The following is a 25,928-nucleotide window of genomic DNA, read 5'->3' on the forward strand; positions in this document are numbered from 1 at the left end:
TTTGTAATTCGAACGTGACGACAGCAACCGCAATGACGCTTCGAAACAAAGAATTGCAGCAAATGAGCGTTCATGCCCGGACGCGCTTTGCTCTCGAGAAAAAAGACCCGGTACATGGCCGCCTATGATTTTCTTTCCGTCCGGCTTTTCGTCGATGCGCCGCTCGGCGAAGGACAGAGCGTTGCGCTCGACAAGACGCAGCAGAACTATTTGGGCAATGTCCTGCGCCTGAAGTCGGGCGCCCGCATCCTGGTCTTCAACGGCACGGATGGCGAGTTCGCTGCCGCCGTCACGCATGAAGGCAAGCGCATCGGCCTGGAGGTCGAGGAGCAGACCCGGGCCCAGACCCCGATGCCGACGCTGCGCTGGCTGTTCGCGCCTCTCAAGCATGCAAGGCTCGACTATATGGTGCAGAAGGCGGTGGAGATGGGCGTCGGCACCATCGAGCCGGTGATCACCCGCCGCACCCAGGTTTCCCGGGTCAATCTCGAGCGCATGCGGGCAAACGCCATCGAGGCGGCCGAGCAATGCGGCGTGATTTCCGTGCCTGAGATCAGGGCGGAGCAGAACCTGATGCGCCTTGCCGAGCACTGGGATCCCGATGTGCATCTGATCTTCTGCGACGAGAGCGCCGCGATCGCCAGCCCGCTCGAGGCGCTCGCCGCCGTCCCCACGGGCCCCCTCGCCGTGCTGATCGGTCCGGAAGGCGGCTTCGACGATACCGAGCGCAGCGCGATCGGCCGGATAGCCTCCCACACCCGCCTTTCGCTCGGCCCCCGCATCCTGCGGGCCGACACGGCGGCCGTGGCGGCACTCGCCCTCGTGCAGGCCGCCCGCGGAGACTGGCGCTGAGGGTGCGAGGCGCCTTCACGGATATTTGACCCGCAGCATAGGTGCGGCATCGGTGTGCGGATCTCCAGATCGGCACCCTCTTTCGACAAACGTCTTGCGCCTGAAATGCCGATCTGGAGATCCACGCACCTTGTTTGACGCCCGCTCACACTTTTGACGCGATCTTGTGTCGGCGCCTGATTGTTTTCCCGGATGGCACTGTCTATGGTCCGGGCCGTTTTGTAAGGTTCTGCCCGCATGGCCCGCGACGTAATCGATTCAACCCCCATTGGCTCGCGCGACGAACTCGTCGCCTGGATCGAAAAGGGCGTCAAACCACCGTCCCAATTCCGCATCGGCACCGAGCACGAGAAGTTCCCCTTCCGGGCCGTCACGCATCAGCCGGTTCCCTATGAAGGTTCCAACGGCATCCGGGCGCTGCTCGAGGGCATGCAGGCCATGCTCGGCTGGGAACCCATCATGGAAGGCGAGCATATTATCGGCATGCTCGACATCACCGGCGGCGGCGCCATCTCGCTGGAACCCGGCGGCCAGTTCGAACTCTCCGGCGCGCCCCTGAACTCGATCCACCAGACTTGTTCGGAGATCCACGCCCATCTCGCCCAGGTGCGCGAAATCGGCGGCCCGCTCGGCATCCGCTTCCTGGGCCTCGGCATGTCGCCGGTATGGACGAGGGAACAGACACCACGCATGCCCAAGCGCCGCTATGAGATCATGACGAACTACATGCCCAAAGTCGGCGTGATGGGTCTCGACATGATGTACCGGACCTCGACGGTGCAGGTGAATCTCGACTTCTCCTCCGAAGCCGACATGGTGAAGAAACTGCGCGTCTCGCTCGCCTTGCAGCCGATCGCCACCGCCATCTTCGCCAATTCGCCCTTCCTGCACGGCCGGCCCAACGGCTTCCTGTCGCTGCGCTCGGAAGTCTGGCGCCACACCGACCTCGACCGCACCGGCATGCTGCCCTTCGCCTTCGACGACGGCATGGGCTTCGAGCGCTATGTCGACTACGCCCTTGACGTACCGCTCTATTTCGTCAAGCGCGGTGACGTCTATCACGACGTGGCCGGCGCTTCTTTCCGCGATCTCCTGGCAGGCACCCTACCCCAATTGCCGGGCGAGCGCGCCACCATGTCGGATTGGGCCAACCATCTGGGCACGCTGTTCCCGGAAGTGCGGCTGAAGCGCTATCTGGAAATGCGCGGCGCCGATGCCGGGCCGACCGGGAAGCTCGCCGCGCTCTCGGCCTTCTGGGTCGGCCTGCTTTATTCGAGCGAGACGCTCGATGCGGCCTGGGAGCTGGTGAAGGATTGGACCGAGGCGGAACGCCAGGCCTTGCGCGACAGCGTCAGCCGCCAGGCTCTGAAAACGCCCTTCCGCAACGAGACCGTCCGCGACATCGCCCTCAGGGCTCTCGCCATCGCACGTCGCGGCCTCAAGATCCGCAACATCGAGGATTGGGAAGGCCGCAACGAGGAGCATTTCCTCGACGGTCTGGACGACATCGTCGAGAGCGGCCTCACCGCGGCCGACGAGATGCTGGCCCGCTATCACGGCGAATGGGACGGCAAGATCGATCCGATCTTCGACGAGAAGGCATACTGAGCCAGCCGGGGAAGGACCCGTTCGGGCAAAATGCCGCCCTTCACAGGGGACTACGCTTCATAGCGCTACGAAATGATAGCAGGTCGGGTGATTGGACCTGCATGCAAACTGGGGTGCTGTCAGTCCCGGCACCGCCGAAGGCGGTGGGACGGGAATGACAGGTCAGACTCCTTGCGATCTGATACAACGGGTACTGCCGGAGCAGCACCCGTCGTCAGTCGGCTATTGCAGCCCCGCCTTCGGCACTGGCCGGCCCTCCGGAGGCGTCGGGCCGCTGGCATAGAATTTCGACGCCGGGCTGGCCTGCAGGAAATCGTAGACCACCATGCCGATCGGCCGTTTGGGGCGCTCCTGCACGGGCTGCTGCCACGGCACCACCTGACGCAGCGCCGCCAGCGCTTCGGAAGGCGCTTTGCCGAAATTGCGGGATGGGTTCTGGATCTTGCGGATTTCCATCCAGTAGCTCGCGGTCAGCAAGTCATGCGCGAGCAGTTCGAAGGAGAGGTCGACAGCCTTGCGGGCGCGTTCGGTCTTGATCCTGGTCTGCGCCTGGAGGTCCTCGACCGTCGCGACGATGGCCTGGCCTGCCGGCGCGACGGGCGTGCCCATCTCGGCCAGTTCCTGCCACAGATCGGTTGGCAGGTAGCCGCCGAATGTCGGCGCGTTCTTGCGCATTTCGGCGTTGAGGACATCGGCCGGCTTGACCACGGTGAAGAAGGGGTTCTTGAACCGTTCGATCCGTTGGGCGATCACCACACCCATATTCGTCAGGGCGATGGTGAACGCCTCGACCTGATTGGCAAGCGGATAGGGATCCCAGTTGGCGTTGGAGAAGATGTAACCCGATTTGCCGCCGCTGAGCTTCCCGCCCTTGACGTGGTACTTCATGAATTGCGGCGTGCTCAGCTCCCAGGAGCTTTCGGGCGTGAGCCCCGGCATGGTGGCCGGATTGTGATCCGATGAATTGATGGAAAGACTGACGGAATCCCTGAGCTCCGCCCAGGCCTGCCAGGCCGACCCTTGTCGCTGGCTCGAAGCCCGCATGCTTTCCGGATCCTGAATGATGCGCGCGGCATCGTCGTCGAAAAGATAGCTGCCCTTGATCATCTCCATGATGCGGGCGGCATTCCAGGTGAGCCAGTCATAGGGACGCATCGACTGGACCGGGGCGGAAATCGGCGTCACGCTGGAGTTCATGCCCAGCAGGTCCATCGCGTAGGTGAGATCGGCCCACTCCAGCAACCTCCGGGAGTCCTCCAGCAGCAGAACCGCCTGCGCCTGCGCATAGGCATTGGTGCTGATCAAAGCCGCCTCGTCTGCGGCAAAAGGTTCGAGAGGCTTAATACCGGCCTGGGCGAGAGCCTGGGAGGCGGGCATCCTGACGCCGCGGTAATAGGCGTCCCCTTCCCCGACCATCGCGGCCCCGATATTGCCGAGGGTGTTCAGATCGCCCTCGCCCAGGGTGCCGCGCGACTGCACGACGGGCGTGACGCGCTTGTTCAGCATGTCGATGAGGATCTGCGTCAAAGGCGGACTGGCCGCTTCGTACGACATCGTGTTGGCACGAATGGCCATGATCGCCCGTACCAAGGCCTCTTCCCGGATCTCCGGCCCATAGCCGCCCCTGACGCCGTTCTTGAAGCGCGCGAGCTGCTGGTCCTTCAGGAGCCTTGAGTTCTCCGGCGTGGTGGGATCGCCCGAGAAGATCACCGTCTCCCGCTGATCCCCGGCGCCGCGATTGAACCAGTAGATGGTGACGTTCTCGGCAGCGCCCTGCAGCAGAAGACCATAGGCATCGGCCGAACGCCGGCGTGCTTCGGGGCTGAGCTCGACCTTGGCACCGTTGCGGGCGATCTCGACAACCTGCTGGTAGGTGAGATCGCGTCCCGTCAGCGTCACGGTCCGTTCGGCCTGGGTTTCATTGATCGGCTGGTATTTGGCGCTCTCTTCAAACGCTATCGCCTGCGGCGCCAAAGAAAACAGGAAAGTGAAAGCTACGACAGTCAGAAATATGCGGATTTGATACGTATCACGCCTCGACATACACATTTCTCCTATCAGTTAACGAAAAATCCCATTCGATACTTCACTGATTAGAAATAAATATTCATATAAGTAAAAAATTCTTACTGAACTTTGTCAATCGCGCGAGGCTAAAATTCATCTGGTACAGGCTCCACCGCCGGATGGCGGTTTGTTCCGAGCCGATGATTGAGGACCGGGGCGAACGTAGCACCCGCAACCATCAACCGGCGCGATGATTTCCATTCGTGAGCTTGATTGGACCGATCCGCCAAATCCCCCGATAATCGAGCACATGACCAGCACGACCTTGAAGGCAGCTCCGAGCGACGCGGCGCCGCTCGGAGCTATCGATCTCGGCCTCTATGCCGGGGTCGTTTTCGTTTGGGGAACCTCCTGGATCGCCCTGCACCTGCAGCTCGGCGTCGTGGCGCCGGAAGTGTCGCTGCTGTGGCGCTTCCTGCTGGCCGCGGTGATGATGCTGGGCTGGGCCGTGCTGTCCGGCGCCCCAATGTCCTTTGCCTGGAAGGACCATCTCCGCTTCGCCGGGCTCGGCCTGTTGCTCTTCTCCACCAATTTCCTGTGCTTCTACTATGGCGGGCTGTCGACGCCCTCCGGCCTGCTCGCCGTGGTCTTTTCGTTGGCCTCGGTGTTCAACATCGTGCTGAGCGCCCTGATTTTCGGGCAGAAACCCAGCCTGCGCTCGATCGCCGCCGCCCTGATGGGTTTTGCCGGAGTCGGCCTGATGTTCGCGCCGCAGCTGGCCGGCGATCATCTTTCGGGCGCAGCCCTCACCGGTCTCGTCCTGTGCGTGGCCGGGACCCTCAGCTTCTGCTTCGGCAACATGCTGACCCTCAGCCTCAAGAAACGCGCCATTTCCCTGACCTCCGCCACCGCCTGGGGCATGGTCTACGGCACGCTTTTCCTGTTCGTCTTCAGCCTCGCACGCGGACAGGCCTTCATCATCGAGCCCAGCCTGCCCTATCTCGGCGCGCTGCTCTGGTCGGCCCTGCTCTCCTCGGTCGCCGCCTTTGCCGCCTATCTCACCTTGCTGTCGCGCATCGGCGCCAGCCGGGCCGGTTATTCCACCGTGCTGTTCCCGGTGGTCGCCCTCGCCATTTCGACGATCTTCGAGGGTTATGTCTGGAGCGCGCTGGCCATAACCGGCCTCGCGGTCGTGCTCACCGGCAACCTGCTGATGCTGACCGGGCGACGCTAGCCAGACATTCAACGGAAATTGGAGAGCCGCCTTCCTTTTCACAGAATGTTCCAGCGCTGGCTTATGACTGATTCTGGTCATAAGCTTGCCGGCCGCGGGAAATAGGGCCGGCAGCGAAGGAGCCACGGTGAAGGACAGCGCGAGGTCGGGACAGGAAACGGGCTCGGCGGCCGGAGCCGGTGCGATCCTCTGGCTGATCGCCTCAGGAAAGGCGCGCTCGCGTTCCGCCCTGATCGAAGCCTCGGGCCTGTCGCGCTCCACCGTGACCGAGCGCCTGGCCGCCCTGTTCGCCGCCGGGCTGATCGAGGAAGCGCCGGATGCGATGCCGAGCGGTGGCCGCCCCGCGCGCCTGATCCGGCTGAACACGGCCTTCGGCGTGACGCTCTGCGCCGATATCGGCGAGAGCCATGTACGCCTGGCCATCACCGATCTCGAGCCGCGAATCCTTGCGGAAGCGGTGGGAAGCGTCGACATCCGCCGCGGTCCGGTGCCGGTCCTCGGCTGGATCGTCGAGCAGTTCCGGGCGCTGCTCGCCGGGATCGGGCGCGACAGCGGCGACGTGCTGGGGATCGGTCTCGGCCTGCCGGCGCCGGTCGACCATGAGGGGGGCCGTGTCGTCGGGCCCTCCGTCATGACCGGCTGGGACGATTTCGACATCAGGAGCTGGATGCGCCGGCATTTCGATGCGCCGGTCGCGGTGGAGAACGACGTCAATCTGATGACTTTGGCGGAGTATCGGCGTTTCTGGCCCAATGTCGGCCAGTTCCTCTATATCAAGGCGGGAACCGGTATCGGCAGCGGCATCATCACCGATGGCCGTCTCTATCGCGGCGCCCAGGGCGCGGCCGGCGACATCGGCCATATCCAACTCACCCACGCTCCCGCCCCGCTCTGCCGATGCGGCAAGCTCGGCTGCGTCGAGGCACGCGCCGCCGGCTGGGCCATCGCCCGCGACCTGCGGGGCCATGGCATCGAGGCCTCGGCCGCCCGGGACATCATCGCACTGACCCAGGCGGGCGAACCGGAAGCCGTGCGCCTGGTGCGGGAAGCCGGGCGCGTGCTCGGCGAAGTGACCTCCGACGTGGTCAGCGTGCTCAATCCCAGCGTGATCGTGATCGGCGGGACCCTCGCCTTGGCCGGCGAGGACCTGATGTCGGGCATCCGAGAGCTGGTCTATCAGCGCTCGCTGCCGCTGGCCACGCGCAATCTCACCATCGCGCCGGCCCAGTCCGATCTGTCCACCGGGCTGCTGCTCGGAGCCGCTTTGCTCGTGATCGAAATGCAGACGCGCCCGGAAACGATCGAGAGCACCATTCTGCGGCACCAGCGGCCGCGCGCTGCCTGAACCCGGCGACCACTTGCGCAAGACGCGACCGCCTGCCCTTACGTCAATGTAAATTCCCGAAAAATCAGACAAAGCACAGCATATGCCCCGGCAGCTTCCGCCGTCGAGGTATAATATTCCACGATGATTTCAATCCCGAAGAATTCATTGCGTTAAATACCGTGACAATACCGTGATTCAGGCCTGACCCGCCGGGAATTCCAAGTCGACAAACCTGCGCCTCCTGCCCATCATTGCTGACAAAGGGGGATGCGATGACTGGAATTGCCGATCGTTTGCTGATCCTGCTGGCGCGCGTGACGAGCCGCTTTGGCGTCTGGTACCGCTGGCCCTTCCCTGTGAGCGTTGCCATCATGCTCGGCAGCAGGGGAATATTGAGGCAGAACAACCTCTTCGATACCGAGACCGCACCGGCACGCCCCGAACCCGCCAATGGCTTCGACATTCTCGGGTTCCGCACCGCCGACGGCAGCTACAACGATCTGGCCCAGCCCTGGATGGGGCGGGCCAAGACGCGCTTCGGCCGCAACGTCGCGCTGGACAAGACCTATGGCGAGGTGGCGCCGACCCTGTACGAGCCCAATCCGCGGCTGGTCAGTTCCAGGCTGCTGGCGCGGCAGGCCTTCGTGCCCGTGCCGCATCTGAATGTGCTCGCGGCGGCCTGGATCCAGTTCATGGTGCATGACTGGCTGAGCCACGGCACCAATCTGAAGGAAAATCCCCATCGCTTCGACGTTCCGGACGGAGACGACTGGCCGACGAAGACGATGGAAGTGCTGCGCACCCCGGCCGACGTGACGCAGGCGGATCAGGCGGGGCGGCCGGCCGCCTACACCAACACCGAAAGCCATTGGTGGGACGCCTCGCAGATCTATGGCTCCAGCCTCGCATTGCAGACCCGCATCCGCAGCGATCCTGCCACCGGCACGATCCGCGCCGACGGCAAGATCCATCTCGACGAACATGGTCATCTGCCGGTCGATACCGAGGCCAAACAGGCGGGATCGGAACTGGCTGGCGTCAACGGCAATTGGTGGATCGGCCTCTCCGTACTGCATACGCTGTTCGCCCGCGAGCACAACGCCATCGTCGACCGTCTGCGCATCGACCATCCCGACAAGCCCGGCGAATGGCTGTTCCAGAAGGCACGCCTCGTCAATGCCGCCCTGCTCGCCAAGATCCACACGGCGGAGTGGACCCCGGCCCTGATGAACTCCCCATCCGGCCGTTTTGCCATGCGGGGCAACTATTTCGGGCTGCTCGGCGAGACCTTCAAGAACAGCTTCGGCCGGATCGGCGACGGCGAGATCCTCTCGGGCATTCCCGGCTCCCCCAGGAATCATCACGGGGCGCCCTATGCCATGACGGAGGAATTCGCCGCCTGCTACCGCCTGCATTCGCTGATGCCGGACAATTTTTCCTTCCGCCGTCACGAAGACGACGGCGCCCTGTTCGAGCGCGGCCTCACCGAGGTGTTCGCGGGCAAGACCCGCACCGTCTATCAAGAGGCCGGCTTTCTCAACGTCGTCTATTCGCTTGGCACGTCCCATCCCGGCGCCCTGGTGTTGCACAATTTTCCCAACACGCTGAGAAAGCTCGACAAGAGAGCGGAGGAGAACGTCTTCGTCGACCTCGCCGCCATCGACATTCTGCGCGACCGCGAGCGCGGCGTGCCGCGTTACTGCGAGTTCCGGCGCCAGATCGGCGCCCCAGTACCGCGCAATTTCGAGGAACTCACCAATGATGCGGCCTGGCGCGCGGAGCTTGCCGAGGTTTATGGCACGGTCGAGCAGGTCGACCTTCTGGTCGGCACGCTGGCCGAGAGCAATGCCCGCAATGGCTCGCCGCCCGGCTTCGGCTTTTCGGACACGGCCTTCCGCATCTTCATCCTGATGGCCTCGCGCCGCCTCAAGAGCGACCGCTTCTTCACCGAGGATTTCCGCCCCGAGGTCTATACGCCGGCCGGTTTCCGCTGGGTCCAGGAAAACTCGTTCCTCACCGTGCTGCAACGTCATACCCCGGCGCTCGCGCCGGCCTTCGCCGCCACGCGCAACGTCTTCTTCCCCTGGACCAAGGCGAGCAGGTGAGATGGCCCGCCGCATCCGCATCCCCTTGCTGATCGATCTCCTCGAAGTCGAGGACGCCGCAGCCATCGCCGCGATCGACCGCGATCCCCGTCTCGACCGCGCCTATGGCAGGGCAGGACCCTTGTTCAACCGAATGCTGGGCGGCCGGCTGACCCGGATATTTGCCGTCGACGGCATCCCGTTTCCCACCATGCGGGCGCGCCATGACGAAGAACGCCGGGCGGTCCAGGCCGCCCTCGCCGCGAGGTTGCACGAAGCGGTCCTGCCCGAGCTGTCCGGCAAGCATCCGCTGGTCGCCTATGTCAGGGGCACCGGCCCGCGCGAACGGGTCGGGCCGGCGCTGCAGGCCGTGATCGCCCGCCAATTCGATCCGGCCTTCACAGTGCAGGAGGCGGAGGCCCAACGCCTGTGGGACGCGGCCGTCCGCTTCGATGCCGCCGCCCGCACCGTCAATCCACTGCACTGGCTGCAGCAGGCGCTGTTCGGCACGCTGCATGCCGACAGGAACATCCTGGCCGGAGCAGTCGGGCGCGATCCGGTCGCCATCCATGCGGTCGGCATCGCCGTGCACAATCTGGTGGCCAGCCTCGACCGGCTGCGCGCCCATCACGATGACCCAGGCCGCCGCTTCGCCCTCGATGGCACGGCGGCGGCGATCGCCTCGCTGACCGCGCCGGACTCGGTGCTGCGCCAGGCCAAGGGCATCGCCGATATCCCCGGCGGCTCGCTGGAACCCGGCGCTCTGGTGAGATTCAAGCTCGCTCATGCCGCCGGGCGCACGCTCGATCCCGCCACCGCCTTCCAATCCGCCTCCTGGAGCGCCTGCCCGGCCTCCGGCTTCGTGTTCCGGCTGCTCGCAGCGATCTGGACGGCGGCCCGTACCGAGGACGAGGCGCCATGAGACCAGCTGAGTCAACCGGCGAGGATCCGATCTTCACGCCGCTGCATTTTCGCAGCCTCACGGTGAAGAACCGCATCTTCCGCTCCAGCATCTCAGGACGCTGGGACAATGAGGACGGCTCGCCCACCCAGACCCGTCTCAACTGGGAGAACAAATTCGCGGCGGGCGGCGTCGGCGCCATCATCACCTCCTTCGTGCCGGTGGCGATCGAGGGGCGGATCGCGGCTAACTATGCCACCAACCATCGCGATGCCTTCATTCCGCTCTGGGCCCGCATTGCCGAGGCTGTCCACGTTCATGATTGCCGCTTCATCATGCAGCTCAGCCATTCCGGCCGGCAGATGGACGTGCCCGGCGTCACCAACCAGCATCGTCCGGTGGCCAGCCCCACCAATGCGCGCGAGACCCTGCACGGTTTTCCGACCCAGGCGATGACGCCGGGCGAGATCGGCATCCTGGTCGAGAAATTCGGGCGCGCCGCCTGGCGGGCACGCGAGGCAGGATGCGACGGCGTCGAGCTGCACGCGGCCAACGGCTACCTCTTCACCCAGTTCCTTTCCTCCGGCATCAACGACCGCACCGACCATTATGGCGGCTCCCTGCCCAATCGGGCGCGCTTCCTCCTGGAGGTGATCCGCTCGATCCGCAGTCATGTCGGCCGGGATTTCCACCTGCAGGTCAAGCTTTCGGCGGTCGATCGCAACAACGTCATTCCCTGGGAGAAGAAGGGCAACACCATCGGCGAGACCATCGAAGTGGCGCGCTACTGCCAGGCGGCGGGAGTCGATGCCATCCATGTCTCCACCGGTTCGCTCTTCCCCCATCCGCTCAACCCGCCGGGCGACCTCTCGCTCGAGACGCTCGCGGTCGTCTATGACGCCATGATCGCCTCCGGCCTCTACGGCCTGCGCAATTTCCTGCTGTTCCGCTATCCGGCCCTGCGCCCGATCTTCCGCTGGCTGTGGTTCCGCATGAAGAAGGGCCATGGCATCGAGGGCATCAGCCTGGAGGAGGCCCGCCAGTTCAGGCAGGCCCTCGACATCCCCGTGCTGGTCACCGGCGGCTTCCAGACCGCCTCGGTAGTCAGGCAGGCCCTCACCTCCGGCCAGTGCGACGGCGTGGCGATCGCCCGCTCCCTGATCGCCAACAACGATCTGCCGCGGCAATGGCAGGCCGGGCACGATCGCCCGGCCAATCCCTGCACCTATTGCAACAAATGTCTGGTCAACGCGGCCAAGAATCCGCTGGGCTGCTACGAGGAGCAGCGCTTCCAGGACCGCGACGCCATGCTGGCCGCCCTTTACTCGATCTATGCGACCAAGCCCGATCTGGTCATTCCCGGCGCGGGTTTATCCGATTCGAGCCCGGTTTCCGCGTCGGCCAGCACCATCAGAGCCGCGAGAAAACGCAAAACCTCTCACCCCGTTTCTTGAGCCGATCGGAGACCGCCGCTCGAACACATCCGAGGAAATGCACGATGCCGGACTCCTATTTCGTCACCGAAGTCGAGCGCCAATTGGCGCAACGCCGCCGGAAATGGCAGCCGGTGCGGCTCGTGCTCATTGCTGCGCTGGTGGCGGTGGTCTATCTCGCCTTGACGGCCGTCATCCTCTTCACCCGCAACGACGCACCCCGCTATGGCGAGGTGATCGAGCATTTCAAATATGGCTCGATCGGCTCGGAGACGGAAAGCGGCATTCCCTACCGGGTCTGGCAGGCCCTGCCCAGGCTGTTTCCGGATGCGTTCGAACGGCGCGACGACTACACCGCCTTCGGCTTTCTCTATGAAAAGGACAGCCTGGGGCGGCAGCGAGACCTGCCGATCGGGGTCTCGCGCCGGACGGTGCGCGGCGTCGACATGGTCTGGCTCAACTGCGCCGTCTGCCACACCGGCACCTACCGCCTGAGCCCGGACGGGGCCCGCATCATCGTGCCGGCGATGCCATCCAACAATCTGCAGTTCGAACGCTTCGTGCGTTTCATCCTGTCGACTGCCGGCGACGAACGCATGGCGCCGGACACGCTGCTTCCCGAGGCCGAAGCCGCCGGCCATCGCTTCGGCCTCGTCGAGAAGACCGCCTGGCGCTATCTCGTGCTTCCCACGCTGCGAGAGGGCCTGATCGCGCGGCACGCAAGGCTCGAATCGCTGCTGGCCCGCCAGCCCGACTGGGGACCAGGCCGGGTCGATACCTTCAATCCCTACAAGGTGGTGCAGATGAAGATCCCCGCCTCGACGCTGACGGTCGCCGAGGCGATCGGCGCCGCCGATTTTCCCGCCGTCTTCGAGCAGGGACCCCGCGAGGGCATGCATCTGCATTGGGACGGCAACAACACCTCGCTGGCCGAACGCAATCTTTCGGCGGCGCTCGGCGCGGGCGTCACCCCCGAGACGGTCGACCATGCCGCCATCAAGCGCGTTGCCGACTGGCTGCTCACCCTCAAGCCACCAGCCTCTCCCAACCGGCCGGATGCCGGCGCCGTCGCTCGGGGGCGCTCCATCTATGAGGACAGCTGCAGTTCCTGCCATGGCGAGCAGGACGCGGCGGGCTACCAATTCCGGGGCGAGGCGATCGGCAAGGTCGATCCCATCGAGCGCCTCGGCACCGACAGGGCACGCCTCGACAGCTACACGCCGGCCTTCCGGCAAAGGCAGCTCACCGAATTGTTCGCCGGCACGCCCTATGCCTTCAGGTCCTTCGAAAAGACCGATGGCTACGCCAATCTGCCGCTCGACGGCCTGTGGCTGCGCGGGCCCTATCTGCACAACGGCGCCGTTCCCACGCTGAAGGATCTGCTGGCACCACCCGCCCAGCGTCCCTCCGCCTATCTGCGCGGCAGCGACGTGATCGATGCCGTCAATGGCGGCTTCGTCTCGCCGCCCTGCGACCCCAAGGGCCCACCGCCGGCGGCCGGCTTCTGCTTCGACACCACGCAGGCCGGCAATGGCAAGGACGGTCATCTCTACGGCACCGATCTGCCGGCGTCGGCCAAATCGGACCTGCTTGCCTATCTGCTCACCTTCTGACCGGAGACCCCAGCCATGACCGATCAGGCTCTCACCCTCGGATGGACCATGGCGCAAGCCGCCAGGGCCTTGCGCAGCTACCGGCTCGTGCTCGGCTTCAACATCGCCATGCATGTGCTGATCGGGCTGGCCTGCATCGTCTGCCCCGGCTGGGTTTCGCAGATGGCGGGTCTGCCGGAAGCCGTTCCGGTGGGTTGGGAGCGCGGCTGGGGCGCCACGCTGCTGCTCGTCACCGTCTTGTATGTTCCCGGCTGGTTCAGACCATTGCTCGCCCGGACGCCCAATCTGATCGGCATCGGCGGCCGCCTGTGGATGGCGTTGATCTGGCTCTTCTGTGGCGGCGGCTTCCTATGGTTCGCGCTGTTCGACGGCTTTTTCGCCGTGGTGCTCGCCTTGCTTTACCGGCGTCTGCTGACCGCCCAGTTGATGACGCGTCCCTGACGTTCAGCCGGCACCCGCTGAAGAGCGCGGTTTGAACGCACCGAAATCAGGCGGGTTCGCCGCCCTTCGGACCCCAGAAAATCACCCAGGTCTCAAAGTCCTCGCTGAAACTCTCGAAGCGATGCTCGAGGCCGGCTTCGACGAAGATCACGTCTCCCGGCGCGAACGGCCGCAATTCCCCGGCCTTCGAGAAGGTGCCGCTGCCGGCAATCACGATATAAAGCTCGTCCTGGGCATGCGGCATCTGAAGATCACGGCCGACAGGCTTGTAGAGCTCCACCGTCATCGAGCCATGCGCCATGCCCATGAAGAAAGGCTTGCCGTCAGCGCCGAGATTGTCACGAAAATAGGAAAGGGACTTGAGCCAGTCCGTCATCCTATTCCGCCGCTTCGTTCTGGGCGAGATTGTCCAGGCTCTGGATGATCAGGCTTGCGAGCGCATCGGTGAGCGAGGTCTGCTCACGCCAGTTGCGCACCAGGCCGATCTTGCAAGAGGGCAATGGCGGGAAGCCGTCGGTTGGACCGAGGACGCGCATGCCGGGCCTCAGCGCGCTTTCCGGCAGCACCGAGACCGCAAGGCCTGCGAGGACCATGGCGCCGACCGCGGTGGAGTTCCAGCTCGAATAGAGCACGCGATAGCCGCGATTGATCGTTTCCAGCTTTTCCTGCGCCGCCTGCCGCCAGCCGCAACTCGGGCGGCCGAGCGCAAGCGGGAGCGGTGTTTCCGTGTGGACCTGGTGCCGGCTCGAAGTCACCCAAAGCAGGCGTTCATGTCGCACGAATTCGGCCGTTCCCTTGTGCTCGACATGGGTGATGATGGCGAGGTCGAGATCATTGGCGTTGATGCGTTCGATCAGCATCGGCGTCGGCTCGCAGACGATGGTCACCTCGACCCGGGGATTGGCCTGCGAGAAACGCGCCATGATCTCCGGCAGATAACGGTCTGCATAATCGTCGGGAATGCCGATGCGCACGCGCCCGGTGAGCTCGTTCTGGGAGAAGGCACAGACCGCATCCATGTTGAGCTTGACGATGCGCCTCGCATAGTCGAGCAGCTTGTCGCCGTCTTCCGTCAGCCTGGAGGCTCGCCCGTCCCGCTCGAAGATCGGCTTGCCGATGCGCTCCTCCAGCCTTTTCATCTGCATGGAAACGGCCGATTGCGTCTTGAAGACGATGTCGGCGGCGCGAGTGAAGCTGCCCGTTTCGGCGATGGCGATGAAGGTCCTGAGCTGATCGATATCCAGCAGCACGGCCATGGGCCCCTCCCTCGAGCAAGTATGTTTTAGCGAGAACGCCGTTTCCTACTCCGCCGGCTCGGCCTCATGAAGGGCGTGCCTCGATCCGCCATCGAGGAGTACGATAACAATCGCTTATGCTGAACATTAGAAACATTCGTTGGATTGATCAATACCGATGTTTCATAGTGTTACCGTTCAGTATTGGTGATGAATGGAGCGTTCCATCCGGGAGCGCAGCATCACCGGCCGCCCGATGGAGAATCCGATGAACAGCGTTGTCGTCAACAGCCAGTCTTCCTCTTTCGTCTCGAGCTTCGTCGAGACGGTGCGCGCTGTGTTCGGCAAGGTAGCCGGTCTCGCCGTCGCGCTTCACAATCGCCGGGAAATCAACCAGTTGGCCACTGCAGATGCGGCGATGTTGCGCGATCTCGGCCTGACGCCGACCGATGTCGAAGGCGCCCTGTCGCAGCCGCTCTGGCGCGATCCGTCGGCCCAGCTCGTCGCGGCGCAGATGGATTGGCGCAGCTCGGCCAAGGCCGCCAAGCATGACAATTTCGTCGGTCTGCACGCCTGATGCCTGACCGGCACGACTTCTGGCCGCTTCCCCTGCGGCAGAACGCCCCGGAAGCGTGACTTCCGCACCTCAGCCCGCTTCGTCTGAAGCGGGCTTTTTCATGCCGGCTTCATTATTTCCTGCCGAACCAGGTTTCGAGCAGCGACTGCATCGCATCGGCTTGCGCCTTCTGGAGCTGGCTGCCCGCCTCGAGCATCTGATCCATCATCGCTTCGGCGTCGCTCTTGGGAGCAGGGGCCGACATCGGCGCGAGAAACGGCGCCCATAGCGCCGCCAGAGCGCTGTTGTCGAACCAGGGTGCCGGCTTGGCCGGCGGAGGCTGGAAGGCCCGCATCATGGCATCGAACATCTCGCTCAATGGATGGCTGGGCGCCGGCGGCACGGCTGCCCGCGCCAGGCCGCTGACCAGGATGGACGCCACGGACGGCAGCATGGCGGCGATCACCGGGGCGGCGACGCCGCTCTGTAATGCGGCGAGCTGGGAAAGCGCCTTCGTCATCTCGGGCGTACCGAAAAGGGCTGCCATCACGCGCTGGCCCTGCTGTGTCGCCTGCTGGGTGAAGGCCAGCGCCGCGTCCTGGAAGCTATCGACTTGCGGCACACCCGACAGGCCGAAGAAATCCGGCGGTTCGGCGGCAGTCTTCGCTTTCTCCACCTGCCGTTTCAGGCCGAGCGAGAAAGCCGGCATCAGCGCCTCGGCTGCCGCCATGGCCTGCTTCTGGCTGAGCTCGAAATGGCGGGCCAGATTGTCGATCGCCTGCCCGTTCTGCGCGGTGTTCAATAGATCGAATAGTGTGTTCATGCCGCTTCCCATGCCACCGCCATTGTGGCTCTCAGCCCTGTCCGGGGACCTTCAGCCACCGCAGTGAACGATAGGCCCACCATACACCAAACACGCCGAAGATCACCGCGCCAAGTCCCTGCCCGGCCAACGCCCCCTCCGCTCCCCAATATTTTGCGCCAATGATGGCAAAGGGAATGGTACCGAGCGTCGCCTTACCCCAGTTGGACAGGGTCGCAGCGATCGGAAAGCCGAGATTGTTGAAGGAAGCATTGGCAACGAAGAGCAGCCCGTGGAAGACCCACGACCCTGCCGCGAACAGGCAGAAAAAGGTGATGAGCTGGGCAGCCTGCGGATCGACGATGTTGAACAGGCGGATCACCAGCTGGTGCGCGGCGGCCAGCACCGCCCACACGATCAGCGCATAGATCGTCGTGAAAGTGAAGGCATCGGTCAGGGTGCGGCGCACCCGATCGAGCCGGCCGGCGCCGTAATTCTGACCGAGAATCGGTCCCACCACACCCGAGAGCGAGAAGATCCCCCCGAAACAGAACGCGATCAGACGTCCCATCACGGCATTGCCCGCCACGGCACCATCGCCGAACGGAGCCAGCACGGCCGTCATGTAGCCATTCGCCACGGGGGTGGCGAGATTGGCGAGCATGGCCGGGCCCGCGATCGCCATGATCGGCCTGGTGTCGGCGAGCGCTTCGCGCAGCGACAACCGGCCTACCAGATCGTGCACGCGGGAGGCGCCGTACCAGCCGACCCAGACGGTAACCAGCCGCGAGATCACGATGACGATCGCCGCCCCCTCGACACCGAGGCCGAGCCAAAGAATGAAGATGGGATCGAGGATCGCCGCGGCGATGGCCCCCGACAGCGTGACATACATCGAGCGCCTGGCGTCCCCGACAGCACGAAGCACGCCGGAGAGCGCCATGCCGCTGCCCATGAGGAGGCCGCTCGGCACACTGATCTGCAGGAAGATGGTGGCCAGATCCAGCGTGCGGCCGGTGGCGCCCAGCTGTGTGAGCAGCCAGGGAATCAGCGGAAGGGCAACAGCCGCCACCAGGGTGTTGATCAGGATCATCCACACCAGGATGGAAGCCCCGTAGCGCCGAGCCAACGCGCGATTATGGGCCCCCAATGCACGCGAGCACAGAGCGCCGGCCGAGATCATCACGCCGATGCAGATCGAGGTCGCCAGAAACAGCACCGCCGCACCATAGCCGACCGCCGCCGTCGCCGCGGTGTCGCCGAGATGGGCGATGTACCACAGGTTGATGAGGTCGACGGCGAACACCGACATCAGCCCGATCGAGCCCGTCGTGGTCATCACCACGACGTGGCGCATGATCGAGCCGGTCACGAACTTTGCCGTCGGCGACAGAGGTGCCGGCTGCGCCGACGCCTCGGCGGGCGTGGCGTCGTCATCGGCTTGAGGATGGCGCATTTTCAGTCCAATTCCCGGGGAGCGCAGACCTCCCTGGCCTTCAAAGGCCGACGATCCGTACACCCCATTGCCCAGCATGGGCGAAGAGCACCGATATAGGCCGATATCATCAAGCGGAAAACCCCTGCCCTTCCTCCCCCCTCGCCAGAGATGCTCCCACGCGATAGTTTGGCCGGCAGTCAGGAAGCCCAGCCATGATTGCGCAAGAGCCGATCGCCGACCTGCCGACCCATCAGGTGACCAACCAGGTCCCGCCTTTGCTCGACTACAACCTGTTCGACAGCGATCCAGGCCTGCAGGCAGCGCTCGCCCGCGAAGGCGCCGGCTGGGCCCGGGACGCCGCGAGCGCCTTCGGGGCCTCGATCGGCAGCGCCGAGACGATCGCGCTCGGCGAGGCCGCCGGCCGGCATACGCCGGAGCTGCACAGTTTCGACCGTTTCGGCCAGCGCATCGATCATGTCGAATTCCATCCCGCCTATCATGCCCTGATGGCCCGCGGCCTGGAGGCAGGCATCCATTCCCTGCCCGCTTCCGGGCGGGCCGGCGGCTTCGTCGCCCATGCTGTCCTGGAGTATATGCTGACCCAGATCGAGCCCGGCGTGTGCTGTCCGATCACCATGACCGGCGCGAGCCTGGCCGTGCTGCGCCAGGCACCCGCCCTCTTCGGGCAATGGGGCCCGCTCATCCGGGCCGATGCCTATGACGGCTCGGCCCGCCCGGCAGCCGAGAAGGCGGCGGCGACCATCGGCATGGCGATGACCGAAAAACAGGGCGGCTCCGATGTCCGCTCCAACACCACCCTCGCCAGACCGCTCGGCGAAGATCTTTACGAACTCACCGGACACAAATGGTTCTGTTCGGCCCCGATGTCGGACGGCTTCCTCACCTTGGCCCAGACCCCCGGCGGGCTCGCCTGTTTCTTCGTGCCGCGCTGGCGGCCGGACGGCACCCGCAATCCCATCTTCATCCAGCGCCTCAAGGACAAGCTCGGCAATCGCTCCAATGCCTCGGCCGAGATCGAATATGCCGGCGCTCTGGCCTGGCGTATCGGCGAGGAGGGCCGCGGCGTCGCCACCATCATGGCCATGGTCAACCAGACCCGGCTCGACGCCGCCCTGGTCTGCGCCGGCATGATGCGCCAATGCGCGGTGCAGGCCGTGCACCACGCCGCCCACCGCCACGCTTTCGGCAGGCTCCTGATCGAACAGCCCCTGATGCAGCCGGTCCTCGCCGACCTCGTCATCGAGGCGGAAGCGGCCACCATGCTGGTGATGCGCGTGGCCCGCGCCTTCGACGGCAAGACGCCGGAGGAGACCGCCTTCGCGCGCCTCGGTGCGGCCATCGCCAAGTTCTGGGTGACCAAGCGCCTCCCCAATCACAGCTATGAGGCGCTGGAATGTCTCGGCGGCAACGGCTTCGTGGAAGAGGGGCCGCTGGCCCGTTTCTATCGCGAGGCTCCCGTCAATGCGATCTGGGAGGGCTCCGGCAACGTCAACGCACTCGACGTGCTGCGCGCGCTCGGCAAGGAGCCAGCGACCGTCGCGGCGCTGCGCGGTGAATTAAAGGCAGCGCAGGGGCTGGATCAGCGCTACGACGCCTTCGTCGCCGCCATCGAGAAAGCGATGCATGCCGGCGGCATGCAGGAGGCGCTGGCCCGCCGCCTGGTGGAAGATCTCGCTTTGGCGCTGGAAGCCTCGCTCCTGCTCCGCCACGGCCCTGCGCCAATGGCGGAAGCTTTCGTGGCCGGACGCCTCGATGGCGGAATGCGCGGCTGCTACGGCGCCCTCCCGGCCGGCCTGAGCCTGCAGCCGATTCTGGATCGGGCGAGAGTGGAACCTTCCCGGTAGCATCGAGTGCCGGCTGCGCCAGTATTCTCGAAACTTGGTAAACGCCGCCAATGGCGTAGAGCGGAGCAGCCGGCTGGGACCGTGAACGCCTCGACCGCCCCAGTGGAAACGGATGCTCGCCGCAAGGGCAGAGGTGGACGGGATGTCCGCGGTCCCAGCCTCAGCTGCAACAATCGAAGGCCGATGCCTTCCGACTTCATTTCAGCTTGTCGAAACCTTCGCCAAAGCCCTTCAGGGTCAGGGGAATGCCGATGCCCTCTTCCGGCGTCTGGAAGATGATGAAGGTGGCTTCCTTGCCGGTACGCAGCATGCCGATCTGGGAATCGTCGAGCACCACGTCGGCCAGGCAGCCCGTCGGCAGGCAGCGCACGAAGGCGGCGCGGCCGACATCCTTGCCGTCGATCTTGAGGCCGAGGCCGGACGGCAGCAGCACACCGAGCGGCGCGATCACCCGCAGCAGGCGGCTCTTCTGATCGGCCGTGCGCAGCACCAGCACCGACAGGGCCACATTGGGGCGATCGGACGCAGTGACGGCCTGCACCAGCGCGCATTGTTCCTGCTGGGCTCCCGGCGGGGTATCGCAGCGCACCTGCCAGTTGTCGTGGGTCGAGCGCAGCACGCCGAGCTGATCGGTCTGCTGTGCGGCGGCAGGACCGCCCAGCACGGCAGCCGCCAGCAGGCCCGCAAGGGAAAGGCCGGTAACCCGTCGCAGCGGGGTCGCAAGCGCATGTTTCAGCATGTGTGCCAACAAGGTACATCCTCGCCGAATCAGGGCCCGCGGGCCCGGTTTGGATTTCTGTCGCGACGGGTAGCAGACAGGCCCTGACTGTCAAGCATGGCGCCGCGACGGCGTCCGGCCCAAGTTGACGGCACATCATGGCGCTTTCGCGCCCAATTGCCGCACAAACCGTGGACGTCGAACCATTGCGATGCGCTGTGGATTGTGGTTTTTGAGTGACCGTGTGCTTTACATGAGTTCCAATCCGTGAAATCTGCGCGCCAGAGAGTTTTGCGCGATTGGCGCTCCCGACCGGTAACGAGCCAGGTGGCGTATCACGTGCCGTATGGGCTGCGTCGTGTCGGCGGGGAATTGGAGAGAAGGCGGATGGCTTTCCAGGCTAGGAAGAAAATGGGCGGGGTGGCACTGTCATCGCTGCTGTGGGGCCTCATCATCGGCACGGCCAGCGCCGAAGAGGCCGCCAAGGGCGGCCTCGGCGAGCCGCAGCCCTGGCAGATGGGCCTGCAGGAACCCGCCACGCCGGTGATGGAATATATCAACTGGTTCCATACCTATGTGATGTGGTTCATCGTCCCCATCACCCTCTTCGTGATGGTCCTGCTGCTCTATGTGATCATCCGCTTCAACAAGAAGGCCAACCCGGTCCCCTCCAAGGTCACGCACAACACCATCCTGGAGGTGGCGTGGACGGTGCTGCCGATCCTGGTGCTGGTCTGCATCGCCCTGCCTTCGTTCAAGCTCCTCTATATGGAGGAAGTGATTCCGAAGGCCGACCTGACTATCAAGGCGACGGGCAGCCAGTGGTACTGGGATTACGAATATCCCGACAATGGCGACATCTCCTTCTCGTCCACCATGGTGCGCGACCTGCCCATGAGCGATCCGCTGCGCCTGCTCAAGGTGGACAACGAGGTGGTCGTGCCCGTGAACAAGACGGTGGTGGTGCAGGTCACCTCCAACGACGTGATTCACTCCTTCTCGGTGAACTCCTTCGGCATCAAGATCGACGCCATTCCCGGCCGCCTGAACCAGACCTGGTTCAAGGCCACCCGCGAAGGCATGTATTATGGCCAGTGCTCGCGCCTTTGCGGCCGCGACCATGCCTTCATGCCGATCGCCTTCCGCGTGGTGAGCGACGAGGAGTTCCAGAAGTGGGTGGCCAGCAAGAAGACTGCAATGAACGGCGCCGCCCCGGACAAGGTCGCAGCCGCGACCTCCGTCGTAGTAAAGTAACGGCCTGACGGCTCGACTAAAGGATTGAATGTGATGGCCACTGCCCACAACGCATCGGCGCATGACGATCATGCCCATGACGCGCATGATCATCCGACCGGCTGGCGCCGTTATGTCTATTCGACCAACCATAAGGACATCGGCACGCTCTACCTGATCTTCGCGCTGGTCGCGGGTATCATTGGCGGCCTCCTGTCGGTGGCGATGCGCGCGGAACTGATGTTCCCGGGCCAGCAATTCTTCACCAACCCCTACACGTTCAATGCGTTCGTGACCGCCCACGGCCTGATCATGATCTTCTTCATGGTCATGCCCGCGATGATCGGCGGTTTCGGCAACTGGTTCGTACCGCTGATGATCGGCGCGCCGGACATGGCCTTCCCGCGCATGAACAACATCTCGTTCTGGCTGCTGATCCCGGCCTTCGGCCTCCTGATCATCTCGATGTTCGTGCCCGGCGGCCCCGGCGCCGACGACCTCGGCGTCGGTACGGGTTGGACGGCCTATCCGCCGATGTCCTCGATCAAGGGCACGCCCGGACCGGCGATGGATTTCGCCATCCTGTCGCTGCATCTGGCCGGTGCGTCCTCCATTCTGGGCGCCATCAACTTCATTACCACCATCTTCAACATGCGCGCGCCCGGCATGACGCTGCACAAGATGCCGCTGTTCGCCTGGGGCGTGCTGGTCACCGCCTTCCTGCTGCTGCTGTCGCTGCCCGTCCTCGCTGGCGCCATCACCATGCTGCTGACGGACCGTAACTTCGGCACCGCCTTCTTCGATCCGGCCAATGGCGGCGACCCGATCCTGTGGATGCATCTGTTCTGGTTCTTCGGTCATCCCGAAGTCTACATCATGATCCTCCCCGGCTTCGGCATCGTCAGCCACATCATCTCGACCTTCTCGCGCAAGCCCATCTTCGGCTATCTCGGCATGGCCTATGCCATGGTCGCCATCGGCGTCGTCGGCTTCGTCGTGTGGGCCCACCACATGTACACCGTCGGCCTCGACGTCGACACGCAGGCCTATTTCGTGTTCGCCACCATGGTGATCGCGGTGCCGACCGGCGTGAAGATCTTCTCCTGGATCGCCACGATGTGGGGCGGCTCCATCGACTTCAAGGCGCCCATGGTGTGGGCGACGGGCTTCATCTTCCTGTTCACCGTCGGCGGCGTCACCGGCGTGATGCTGGCCAATGCCGGCGTCGACCGCTCGCTGCACAACACCTATTACGTGGTGGCGCATTTCCACTACGTGCTGTCGTTGGGCGCGGTCTTCTCCATCTTCGCGGGCTGGTACTACTGGTTCCCGAAAATGTTCGGCTATGTCATCCCCGACTGGATGGGCCAGGTGCATTTCTGGATCGCCTTCGTCGGCGCCAACATGCTGTTCATGCCGCAGCACTTCCTGGGCCTGGCCGGCATGCCCCGCCACCTCGTCGACTACAACCCGGCCTTCGCCGGCTGGAACCTGGTCTCCTCGCTCGGCGCCTTCATCTTCTTCGGCGGCGTGATCTGGTTCCTGGCCATCAACTTCTACGCGGTGTTCGTCCGCAAGGAGCAGGCGGCCGCCAATCCCTGGGGCGAAGGCGCCACCACCCTGGAATGGACGCTGTCCTCACCGCCGCCCTTCCACCAGTTCGAGACGCTGCCCCGCATCCGCTGAGCCCCTCGAACGCCTGAGCTTTCGGGAGGGCGGCCGCTTCGACGGCCGCCCTCCTGCCTCCACAACTCCCGCGGTTTCCTGCTCGAGCCTTCCCGCGAGGAAGTCTCCAGCAAGCAACCAGCCCCAAAGGCAGCCGGCCGAGGCCGGTACGACGAGAAGGAACGTTCATTGACCGATATCGGCATGCCCATCCAAGGCGAGGCTGACGATGCTGTCCCCGTGATCAGCATCGCGTCGGTTGGCGACTTCCTGGCCCTGCTCAAGCCGCGTGTGATGTCGCTGGTGGTCTTCACCGCCCTCACCGGCATGGTCGTGGCTCCCGGCCAGATCCATCCTGTCATCGGCCTTGCCGCCCTGATCGCCATCGCGGTCGGCGCGGGTGCCTCCGGCGCCCTCAACATGTGGTACGATGCCGACATCGACGCCGTGATGTCGCGCACGCGCAACCGCCCGGTTCCGGCCGGCCGCGTCAGCCCGGGCGAAGCGCTCGCCTTCGGCATCATCCTGTCCGGCCTGTCGGTGCTGGCGCTCGGCGTCTTCACCAATTTCCTCGCCGCGGGCCTGCTCGCCTTCACCATCTTCTTCTACGTGGTGATCTACACCATGTGGCTGAAGCGCTGGACGGTGCAGAACATCGTCATCGGCGGCGCGGCGGGCGCCCTGCCCCCGGTCGTCGCCTATGCCGCGGTGACCGGCACGGTGACGGTGGAAAGCCTCGTCCTCTTCGCCCTGATCTTCATGTGGACCCCGCCCCATTTCTGGGCCCTGGCGCTGTTCAAGTCGGGCGACTACGAAAAGGCCGGCGTACCGATGCTGCCCGTGGTGGCGGGAGACCACGAGACCCGGCGCCAGATCCTGATCTACACGGTGCTGCTGGCCCCGATCGGCATGCTGCCCTGGCTGCTCGGCTATGCCCATTGGAGCTATGGCGTGGTCGCGGGCCTCGGCGGGCTCGGCATGCTCGGCCTCGCCGTCGACATCTGGCGCAAGCCCGGCGACATGGGACCGGCCAAGCGCATGTTCGGCTACTCGATCCTCTATCTGTTCGTGCTGTTCGCCTGCCTGCTCGGCGAGGCGCTGGTGATGAGGATCCTGGCATGATGGCACATCATCTGTGGTTCATCGGTCCGGCCCTGATCATCCTGCTGCTGATCATCCTGTTCCGCCCCCTCGCCTATCAGCGTCCGCCTCGCGACAGCTGGGTCGCCCGGCTGGCACCCGACCAGGCACGCAAGCTGCATTGGCGCTCCATCGCGATCGCCGCCGCCCTGATCGCCTTCGTGCTGCTCGTCTATGCCGTGAGCTTCGTCAAGGGCCCCGGCGTTCTCGACAAGGGGTTCTAGAATGGCCGGAATGCCCGACAAGTCCTCCCCTGCGCGCCCCAAGGTCGGCAATGGTGTCATCGCGGTGTCCTGCATCGCGTTCGTGGCATCGATGGTGGGTGCGGCCTATGCCGCCGTACCGCTCTATACGCTGTTCTGCCAGGTCACCGGCTTTGCGGGTACCACGCGCGTCGCCGAGGCTGCCCCGGGCCAGATCCTCGACCGCAGCTTCGAAGTGCGTTTCGATTCGAACATCAACCCGGCCCTGCCCTGGAAGTTCGAGCCCGAACAGCGTTCGGTGACGGTCAAGGCCGGCGAGGTGAAGACGGTCTATTACAAGATCACCAACCTCTCCTCGGAAACCACCTATGCCGCGGCCGCCTACAATGTGACGCCGCAGGAAACCGGTGCGTATTTCTCGAAGATCCAGTGCTTCTGCTTCACCAACCAGAAACTGGGACCGGGCGAGAGCCAGGAATTGCCGGTGGTCTTCTTCGTCGATCCCGCGATCGACAAGGTCGACTATCTTGCCGGCGTGCGCACGATCACGCTTTCCTACACCTACTATCCGGCCAAGCCTCCCGCGACACCGCTCGCGGCGGCCGAACCGAAAACCGACACGTCGAGCAAACCGCAGTTATAAGTTCCCGGGCGACCGGCATCTGGAGAAAGCCATGGCTCAGACCAAGAACCATGATTACCACCTCGTCAACCCGAGCCCGTGGCCGTTCGTCGGCTCGATGGCGGCTTTCGTTCTGGCCATCGGCCTGATCACCTGGATGCACAAATATTCCTACGGCCCCCTGGTGTTCGGCGTCGGCCTGATCGGCGTGCTCTACACCATGCTGATGTGGTGGTGGGACGTCATCAAGGAAGCCTCCGAGGGCGACCACACCCCGGTTGTGCAGCTCCATCACCGCTACGGCATGATGCTGTTCATCGCGTCGGAGGTGATGTTCTTCGTCGCCTGGTTCTGGGCCTATTTCGACGTCGCCCTCTTCCCCGGCGAGTCGGCGGAGGTCGCCCGCACCGCGCTGACGGGCGGCGTCTGGCCGCCCAAGGGCATCGAGACTCTCGATCCCTGGCATCTGCCGCTCCTGAACACGCTGATCCTGCTCACCTCCGGCACCACGGTGACCTGGGCCCATCACGCCTTGCTCGAGGGCGACCAGAAGGGCCTGAGGAACGGCCTGATCCTGACGGTGGTTCTCGGCGTGATCTTCACGCTGTGCCAGGCCTATGAATATGCCCACGCACCGTTCTCCTTCTCGGGCCACATCTACGGTTCGACCTTCTTCATGGCCACGGGCTTCCACGGCTTCCACGTGATCGTCGGCACCATCTTCCTGGCGGTCTGCCTGTTGCGCGCCAATCTGGGCCAGTTCACCCAGCGCCATCACCTCGGCTTCGAATTCGCCGCCTGGTACTGGCACTTCGTCGACGTGGTCTGGCTGTTCCTGTTCGCCTGCATCTACATCTGGGGCTATGGTCCCGGCGGCGTGCACGGCTGAGCCGCCTTCATACGATCAACGAGGCGGCCGGGGTTACCCGGCCGTTTCCTTTTGGGGCCTCG

General features: G+C 64.5%; 23 protein-coding genes. 17 read left to right on the top strand and 6 right to left on the bottom strand.

The genetic code is table 11. The annotated features are described in order from the left end of the window. Positions 1 to 114 precede the first annotated feature (114 nt). Both C5L14_RS13020 and C5L14_RS13025 read left to right on the top strand, forming a co-directional pair. Entirely contained in the window at positions 115 to 852 is a 738-nt protein-coding gene (locus C5L14_RS13020; protein WP_105862454.1) for a 16S rRNA (uracil(1498)-N(3))-methyltransferase, read from the top strand. Between the two features lie 237 nt (positions 853 to 1,089). Continuing rightward, entirely contained in the window at positions 1,090 to 2,460 is a 1,371-nt protein-coding gene (locus tag C5L14_RS13025; protein WP_105862455.1) for a glutamate--cysteine ligase, read from the top strand. 222 nt (positions 2,461 to 2,682) lie between these two features. Here the strand turns inward: C5L14_RS13025 and C5L14_RS13030 are convergent, their stop codons facing one another. Next, positions 2,683 to 4,359 (bottom strand): aromatic amino acid ammonia-lyase, encoded by a 1,677-nt coding sequence (locus C5L14_RS13030; RefSeq protein WP_245443374.1) that lies wholly within the window; start codon positions 4,357 to 4,359, stop codon positions 2,683 to 2,685. A gap of 418 nt (positions 4,360 to 4,777) precedes the next feature. Between C5L14_RS13030 and C5L14_RS13035 the strand changes: the two genes are divergently transcribed. The 7 genes from C5L14_RS13035 (at position 4,778) to C5L14_RS13065 (ending at position 13,500) form a co-directional block, all read left to right on the top strand. Further along, a complete protein-coding gene (locus C5L14_RS13035; RefSeq protein ID WP_105862457.1) occupies positions 4,778 to 5,701 on the top strand; it encodes a DMT family transporter in 924 nt (307 codons plus the stop codon). A 127-nt stretch (positions 5,702 to 5,828) separates the two neighbouring features. After that, positions 5,829 to 7,046, top strand: a complete 1,218-nt coding sequence (locus C5L14_RS13040) for an ROK family transcriptional regulator (protein WP_105862458.1) — start codon at positions 5,829 to 5,831, stop codon at positions 7,044 to 7,046. 254 nt (positions 7,047 to 7,300) lie between these two features. Further along, complete coding sequence (locus C5L14_RS13045; protein WP_105862459.1) at positions 7,301 to 9,133, top strand: peroxidase family protein; 1,833 nt, start codon at positions 7,301 to 7,303, stop codon at positions 9,131 to 9,133. Between the two features lies 1 nt (position 9,134). Further along, positions 9,135 to 10,034, top strand: coding sequence for a hypothetical protein (locus tag C5L14_RS13050; RefSeq protein ID WP_105862460.1), 900 nt, complete (start codon positions 9,135 to 9,137; stop codon positions 10,032 to 10,034). Beyond that, positions 10,031 to 11,467, top strand: a complete 1,437-nt coding sequence (locus C5L14_RS13055) for an NADH:flavin oxidoreductase (RefSeq protein WP_105862461.1) — start codon at positions 10,031 to 10,033, stop codon at positions 11,465 to 11,467. The genes C5L14_RS13050 and C5L14_RS13055 overlap by 4 nt, the downstream gene beginning before the upstream one ends. Before the next feature lie 44 nt (positions 11,468 to 11,511). Further along, a complete protein-coding gene (locus C5L14_RS13060) occupies positions 11,512 to 13,059 on the top strand; it encodes a hypothetical protein (protein ID WP_105862462.1) in 1,548 nt (515 codons plus the stop codon). A gap of 15 nt (positions 13,060 to 13,074) precedes the next feature. Beyond that, on the top strand, positions 13,075 to 13,500 hold the full coding sequence (locus tag C5L14_RS13065) for a hypothetical protein (protein WP_105862463.1): 426 nt from the start codon (positions 13,075 to 13,077) through the stop codon (positions 13,498 to 13,500). A 46-nt stretch (positions 13,501 to 13,546) separates the two neighbouring features. On the opposite strand, the gene C5L14_RS13070 is transcribed toward C5L14_RS13065, so the two are convergent. Next, positions 13,547 to 13,876 (bottom strand): cupin domain-containing protein, encoded by a 330-nt coding sequence (locus C5L14_RS13070; protein ID WP_105862464.1) that lies wholly within the window; start codon positions 13,874 to 13,876, stop codon positions 13,547 to 13,549. Between the two features lies 1 nt (position 13,877). Then, positions 13,878 to 14,756 (bottom strand): LysR substrate-binding domain-containing protein, encoded by an 879-nt coding sequence (locus C5L14_RS13075; RefSeq protein ID WP_105862465.1) that lies wholly within the window; start codon positions 14,754 to 14,756, stop codon positions 13,878 to 13,880. A 247-nt stretch (positions 14,757 to 15,003) separates the two neighbouring features. Between C5L14_RS13075 and C5L14_RS13080 the strand changes: the two genes are divergently transcribed. Next, positions 15,004 to 15,312: a DUF1127 domain-containing protein gene (locus tag C5L14_RS13080; RefSeq protein WP_181161153.1), complete on the top strand. Its 309-nt coding sequence runs from the start codon at positions 15,004 to 15,006 to the stop codon at positions 15,310 to 15,312. Between the two features lie 112 nt (positions 15,313 to 15,424). On the opposite strand, the gene C5L14_RS13085 is transcribed toward C5L14_RS13080, so the two are convergent. Together C5L14_RS13085 and C5L14_RS13090 are read right to left on the bottom strand one after the other, a co-directional pair. After that, positions 15,425 to 16,114, bottom strand: coding sequence for a DUF937 domain-containing protein (locus C5L14_RS13085; RefSeq protein WP_105862467.1), 690 nt, complete (start codon positions 16,112 to 16,114; stop codon positions 15,425 to 15,427). Between the two features lie 31 nt (positions 16,115 to 16,145). Further along, positions 16,146 to 17,549: an MATE family efflux transporter gene (locus tag C5L14_RS13090; RefSeq protein ID WP_181161154.1), complete on the bottom strand. Its 1,404-nt coding sequence runs from the start codon at positions 17,547 to 17,549 to the stop codon at positions 16,146 to 16,148. A 194-nt stretch (positions 17,550 to 17,743) separates the two neighbouring features. On the opposite strand from C5L14_RS13090, the gene C5L14_RS13095 reads away from it, so the two are divergent. Continuing rightward, complete coding sequence (locus C5L14_RS13095) at positions 17,744 to 19,396, top strand: acyl-CoA dehydrogenase family protein (RefSeq protein ID WP_210203233.1); 1,653 nt, start codon at positions 17,744 to 17,746, stop codon at positions 19,394 to 19,396. 196 nt (positions 19,397 to 19,592) lie between these two features. Here the strand turns inward: C5L14_RS13095 and C5L14_RS13100 are convergent, their stop codons facing one another. Beyond that, the gene (locus C5L14_RS13100; protein ID WP_105862469.1) at positions 19,593 to 20,135 is read right to left on the bottom strand and encodes an invasion associated locus B family protein; all 543 of its coding nucleotides are present in this window, start codon (positions 20,133 to 20,135) and stop codon (positions 19,593 to 19,595) included. Between the two features lie 366 nt (positions 20,136 to 20,501). On the opposite strand from C5L14_RS13100, the gene coxB reads away from it, so the two are divergent. The 6 genes from coxB (at position 20,502) to C5L14_RS13130 (ending at position 25,866) form a co-directional block, all read left to right on the top strand. Next, positions 20,502 to 21,368: a cytochrome c oxidase subunit II gene (coxB, locus tag C5L14_RS13105; protein ID WP_245196889.1), complete on the top strand. Its 867-nt coding sequence runs from the start codon at positions 20,502 to 20,504 to the stop codon at positions 21,366 to 21,368. Between the two features lie 33 nt (positions 21,369 to 21,401). Continuing rightward, positions 21,402 to 23,033, top strand: a complete 1,632-nt coding sequence (gene ctaD, locus C5L14_RS13110; RefSeq protein ID WP_105862471.1) for a cytochrome c oxidase subunit I — start codon at positions 21,402 to 21,404, stop codon at positions 23,031 to 23,033. Positions 23,034 to 23,210: 177 nt separating this feature from the next. Further along, positions 23,211 to 24,134 carry a heme o synthase gene (gene cyoE / locus C5L14_RS13115; RefSeq protein WP_428832622.1) on the top strand — a complete coding sequence of 308 codons (924 nt, stop codon included), beginning with the start codon at positions 23,211 to 23,213 and terminating at the stop codon, positions 24,132 to 24,134. After that, positions 24,131 to 24,376: a hypothetical protein gene (locus tag C5L14_RS13120; RefSeq protein ID WP_245196888.1), complete on the top strand. Its 246-nt coding sequence runs from the start codon at positions 24,131 to 24,133 to the stop codon at positions 24,374 to 24,376. Before cyoE ends, C5L14_RS13120 begins: the two co-directional genes overlap by 4 nt. 1 nt (position 24,377) lies before the next feature. Further along, entirely contained in the window at positions 24,378 to 24,998 is a 621-nt protein-coding gene (locus C5L14_RS13125) for a cytochrome c oxidase assembly protein (protein WP_105862472.1), read from the top strand. A 31-nt stretch (positions 24,999 to 25,029) separates the two neighbouring features. Next, positions 25,030 to 25,866 carry a cytochrome c oxidase subunit 3 gene (locus tag C5L14_RS13130; RefSeq protein ID WP_105862473.1) on the top strand — a complete coding sequence of 279 codons (837 nt, stop codon included), beginning with the start codon at positions 25,030 to 25,032 and terminating at the stop codon, positions 25,864 to 25,866. The last annotated feature ends 62 nt before the right edge of the window (positions 25,867 to 25,928 follow it).

Source organism: Labrys okinawensis (assembly GCF_002982075.1).
GTDB lineage: Bacteria > Pseudomonadota > Alphaproteobacteria > Rhizobiales > Labraceae > Labrys > Labrys okinawensis_A.